General features: G+C 67.8%; 4 protein-coding genes. 3 read left to right on the top strand and 1 reads right to left on the bottom strand.

Translation table 11 applies throughout. The annotated features are described in order from the left end of the window. Window positions 1-2 precede the first annotated feature (2 nt). Window positions 3-1280, top strand: a complete 1278-nt coding sequence (locus ACQUSR_RS03605) for a Tm-1-like ATP-binding domain-containing protein (RefSeq protein ID WP_431041061.1) — start codon at window positions 3-5, stop codon at window positions 1278-1280. Between the two features lie 77 nt (window positions 1281-1357). Here ACQUSR_RS03605 and ACQUSR_RS03610 read toward each other — a convergent pair whose 3' ends face one another. Next, window positions 1358-1780 (bottom strand): hypothetical protein, encoded by a 423-nt coding sequence (locus tag ACQUSR_RS03610; protein WP_431041062.1) that lies wholly within the window; start codon window positions 1778-1780, stop codon window positions 1358-1360. Window positions 1781-2018: 238 nt separating this feature from the next. On the opposite strand from ACQUSR_RS03610, the gene ACQUSR_RS03615 reads away from it, so the two are divergent. Further along, window positions 2019-3239 carry a phosphatidylserine decarboxylase gene (locus ACQUSR_RS03615; RefSeq protein WP_431041063.1) on the top strand — a complete coding sequence of 407 codons (1221 nt, stop codon included), beginning with the start codon at window positions 2019-2021 and terminating at the stop codon, window positions 3237-3239. A gap of 26 nt (window positions 3240-3265) precedes the next feature. After that, window positions 3266-4669: a S10 family serine carboxypeptidase-like protein gene (locus tag ACQUSR_RS03620; RefSeq protein WP_431041064.1), complete on the top strand. Its 1404-nt coding sequence runs from the start codon at window positions 3266-3268 to the stop codon at window positions 4667-4669. The last annotated feature ends 141 nt before the right edge of the window (window positions 4670-4810 follow it).

A 4810-nucleotide genomic window follows, 5' to 3' on the forward strand; every position in this document is an offset into this window, starting at 1 on the left:
GCATGACGATTGTCGTACTGGTGGGAACGTTGGACACCAAGGGTGTGGAGTACGGGTGGCTGCGAGACCGGCTGCGTCGGCGCGGCGTGGAGGTCGTGCTGGTCGACACCGGCGTCCTGGGCGCTCCCCGTACCCCACCCGATGTCCCGAGGGCGGAGGTGGCACGCGCGGCGGGCGCCGAGGTGGAACGGTTACGGCGGGCGGGTGACCGCGGCGCGGCGGTGACCGCCATGGCGCGGGGGGCCGCGGAGGTCGTCCGCCGTCTGTACGAGGAGGGGCGGCTGCACGGTGTGCTGGCGCTCGGCGGAAGCAGCGGTACGTCCATCGCCACCGCCGCGATGCGCGGGCTGCCGCTGGGCGTGCCCAAGGTCATGGTGTCCTCGATGGCCTCCGGCGACGTCGCCCGGTACGTCGGCTCCGCCGACGTCACCATGATGTACAGCGTCGTGGACATCGCGGGACTCAACCACGTCCTCCAGCCGGTCCTGGCCAACGCGGTCGACGCCGTCGCCGCCATGGCGCACGGCTTCGCCGCCGCGCCCCGCGCCCTGCTCCCGGGCGACCTGGGTGGGGGTGACCGGCCCGTGGTCGCGGCGTCGATGGCGGGCGTGACCACCGCGGGCACCGACGCGGCACGCGAACGGCTGACCGAGCTCGGCTACGAGGTCCTGGTCTTCCACGTGTCCGGCTCCGGCGGGCGCTCGCTGGAGGCCATGGCGGAACAAGGCCACCTCGCCGGGGTCCTGGACCTGACCCTGAGTGAACTGGCCGACGACATGCTGGGCGGCATCCTCACCGCCGGGCCCGACCGGCTCACCGCGGCGGGCCGGGCCGGGGTCCCGCAGGTCGTCAGCCTCGGCGCCCTGGACATGGTCAAGTTCGGCCCGCCCGACTCCGTCCCCGAGCGGTACGCCGACCGTGACGTACGCGTGCACAACCCGTCGATCACGGTCGTCCGGACGACGGAGACCGAATGCGCGGAACTCGGCCGCCGGGTCGCCGCGAAACTGCGGGCGGCAACCGGGCCCACGGCGGTATGCGTACCGCTGCGCGGACTCTCCACGCTCGGCGCACCTGACGGCCCGTACCACGACCCGGCGGCGGACGAGGCGCTCTTCACCGCCCTGCGACGAGGCCTCGACGGCAGCCCGGTCGACGTCATCGAGCAGGACACGCACATCAACGACCCCCGGTTCGGCCGCATCGCCGCCGACCGTCTGCACCACATGATCAACTCCCCGGGCCCGGGCCCGGATCGAGGCCGACCCAGGCGTCGATGAGCTGGGCCGCCGGGGATCTGGCCGTCGGGCGCGTTACAGACTGTGCCCGACGACTCCCCCTCGGAGCGCGCACCGCGTCAGTCCTGGAACAGCTGGTCGTCCTTGTCCCGGCACAGGCCGTGTGCGGCGCCCATGATGCGGGATGTCTGCTCCTTGGTGGTGCCGAGTTGGCGCATGGACTTCTTGAACTGCTCGCCGAGGGCCGCGCCCCGGATCGTGCAGAACGCGTCGCCGTGAGCGACGAGTACGTCATCGCTGATGTGGTCGAGGTCCGGGTAGTTGTCCCGCAGGGTCTTGAGGAAGAACTTGGGCAGCAGCCCTGTCAGACCGCGCCCTTGAGGGACCGGTGACGCACCCGCGGAGGCGGAGGCAGCGGCGCCGGACGGTGGTGCCGAGGCTCTGGGGCGGCTGTCGTCGGCGTCACCGGACGTGCCGCACGACGTGGTGCCGAGAGCGACGGCCGTGAGGCAGAGGGCAAGCAGGGGCAGGCGCTTGTGCATGAATCTCCTGGTGCGTAGCTAATCAGGAGACATTCTCCCCTATGCCCGGTGTGCACTGCGATGCGGTATCGCCGAGCCGACGGGCAGGCCGCTGGAGGAGCAGGGGGCTCCTGGTACGCGTGCCGTTGGTGGCCATTTCGCGCCCTCGCGCCCGGGCACGGGAGCGCGGCACATTGGGCGGCGCCGCACGTGACCGGCACCCCGAGCACCTCACGCGAAAGCGGAAGGAGACAGGGAAATGATGCACGGCGACGAATCGTATTCGGAGAGCCTCGAAGAGTTTCTCAAGAAGATCAAAAGGTGGTACGAAACCGACCACGAGGGTTTCAAGACCATGTACGACGCGGCGGTCAAGAACGTGGTGCCGTACCCGGATGACACGCCGGAAGACGTGCGCTGCGACTGGAAGCACAAGGACATCCAGTTCCTGTGTGACTTCTTCAGGAAATGGTACGCATGGCAGCCGGGCGTCAACAACGGGCTGGACTACATCGAGAAGTTCAGCTGGCTCAACTACGAGAACGACTACGGCATGGTCTTCGTGACCTGCGGCCCGGGGCTCAAGATGACCGCCGACTTCACGCACCTGCAAGGCATGCAGATGGACGCGTCGGGGCCGCAGGCGAAGGAACTCATCAACAAGTGGGTCGAAGAGCTCGGGCCGAAGCGCATGGCCGACTACGAGCCCGCTGACTGGCAGACCTTCAATGAGTTCTTCATCCGGGAGGTCAAGAAAGAGAGGCGGCCGATCGACGCCGAGGACGACGACAGCGTGGTCGTCGCCCCGGCCGACTGCGTCATCAACATGATCGTCGATGAGCTGACCGAGACCACGCCGATCCCGGTCAAGACGGTGACCATGAACGTCGCGCAGCTGCTCGGCAACTCCAGCTATGCCGAGAGGTTCATCGGCGGTACGGCGGTGTCGTGCATCCTGATGCCCGACAGCTACCACCGGTACCACGCCCCGGTGAGCGGTGAGGTGGTGGAGGCCCGCGACGACATCGGCGGCGTGTACTACGGGATGCGGGACTTCCCCGACCTGCTCGACAAGGGGAACGTCGGCTACGGCTACGACTACGAGATGTTCGATCACTTCCGCCGGGGATACGTGATCATCCGGACGGAATACCTGGATCCCCGTAATGGACATCGAGATGGCGAAGGGTACGTCGGGCTGGTGCCCGTCGGCCTCAACTCGATCGCCTCCGTGAAATTCCTCCCCAAGTTCAAGGACCTCAAGGAGCCGGTCCCGGTGGAAAAGGGCGACGAGATCGGGAACTTCGAATACGGCGGGTCGCTGAACATCCTGCTGTTCGAACCCGGCCGGTTCCCCGCGCTGCAACTGCTCCAGGGGCAGCGCATCGGGGTCCTGGAGGACCCGGAGCGGACGGCCGGGCTGTTCACCCGCTCCTCCTCTCACACGCAGTCCCGGCGGCGCCGCCCCCTGGCTCCCTGATCCCGCTGCCGAACGGAAGGTGAACCATGTCCTCAGACCTCGTCACCTCGATTCCGGCGAACATCCTCAACACCCAGCGCATCGATTTCTGCACCAAGGACACCAAGAAGGCGCGCTCCTACGCCGGGCACGTGCACATCGACAGCACGGAGCATCCGGGGACCGAGAACCACCTGTTCTACTGGTTCTTCGAGAGTCAGACCTGCAACCCCAACGTCGCGGTCCACGACCAGCAGGAACTCATCAGCCGGACGCCGCTGCTGATCTGGCTCAACGGCGGGCCCGGCGCCTCCTCGCTGCTGGGGCTGTTCCTGGAGAACGGGCCGCTGTCCATCGCGGACGACGCCGCCGGGACGGTTTCGGTGAACCCCGACACCTGGAATCAAGAGGCACACGTCGTCTTCTGGGACCAGCCCGTCGGCACCGGATACAGCTACTCAGACGTCGGGGAGTACGTCCAGGACGAGCCCACCCTCAGCCGGATGTTCTGGGAGGGCCTGCAGAAGTTCTTCGATCTGCACCCGGAGTACGCGCAATGCCCGCTGTATGTCTGCGGTGAGAGCTACGCCGGCAAGTACGTGCCGGCCATCGCCCTGGAGATCCACCAGCAGAACCACCGGAACGCGGGCGGACGGCGCCTCAACCTTCAGGGGATATCCGTCGGCAACGGCTGGATCAAGCCCGAGCTGTCGCTCCGCGCCATGGTCGACTACGTCTACATGACCGGGTTCCTCGGCATCAGCCAGAAGAACTCCCTTTACGACCACTACGCCGACTTCCAGACCGCCCTCCACGAGGGACGCATGGAGGAGGCCACCAAGCTCGGCAACGACCTGGTGGCCAGGACCCTGGCGTACGGGGGGAACTTTGACCTCTACGACGTGCGGCGCTGGGACGATCTCCCCATGGGGGCACTGCGCGCCTATCTGGACAGCGAGGAGCTGAAGAAGTCCCTGCACGTCGCCACGGACGTCCCCTGGCAGTGCGCCGACAACGCGGGTCCGGTCGCCGAGTGGCTGGTGAAGGACAACATGGCGGACTGCTCCGGGCTGTACACCAAGATCATCGACAAGGGCTACAAGGCCCTGCTCTACACCGGGAACTTCGACACCGCCTGCGGGTACCAGAGCACCGAGGAGATCCTGGACGACCTCATGAAGCACAAGGGCGAGCACGAGCACGCGGAGTGGCGCAACGCTCCCCGGCTGATCTGGACGCAGGCGCAGGGCAATCCGAAGGGATTCGTCCGCCGCCACGGGAACCTGACGCAGGTCAGCCTGCCCGACTCCGGACACCAGGTGCCGGCGTACCAGCCGCGGATCTGCCGCGAGATGCTCTACAACTGGCTCTTCGATCGCCCCTTCCCCGGCTACGACCCGCAGCAGCCGCTCAAGCAGCGCAACGGCAACGGCGGCCCGCGGAAGGGGTGAACGCACCCGCGGGGAGCCGGTTCACCCGCTCGCTCCCGGCCGGCCCGGGCCACCTGGGCCGCCGGTCGTGATGGCCGGGTCGAACCTCCTCGGGCGGGGCCGTCGCCGTGGTGCAGCGGCTCGGCCCCGCCCGAGGGCGTG

Origin of the sequence: Streptomyces sp. P1-3 (genome assembly GCF_050613155.1) — a bacterium.
Taxonomy (GTDB): Bacteria; Actinomycetota; Actinomycetes; order Streptomycetales; family Streptomycetaceae; genus Streptomyces.

Coding starts and splice junctions, on each gene's coding strand:
- ACQUSR_RS03605 (WP_431041061.1), top strand. CDS start 3: ATGACGATTGTCGTACTGGTGGGAACGTTGGACACCAAGGGTGTGGAG.
- ACQUSR_RS03610 (WP_431041062.1), bottom strand. CDS start 1,780: ATGCACAAGCGCCTGCCCCTGCTTGCCCTCTGCCTCACGGCCGTCGCT.
- ACQUSR_RS03615 (WP_431041063.1), top strand. CDS start 2,019: ATGATGCACGGCGACGAATCGTATTCGGAGAGCCTCGAAGAGTTTCTC.
- ACQUSR_RS03620 (WP_431041064.1), top strand. CDS start 3,266: ATGTCCTCAGACCTCGTCACCTCGATTCCGGCGAACATCCTCAACACC.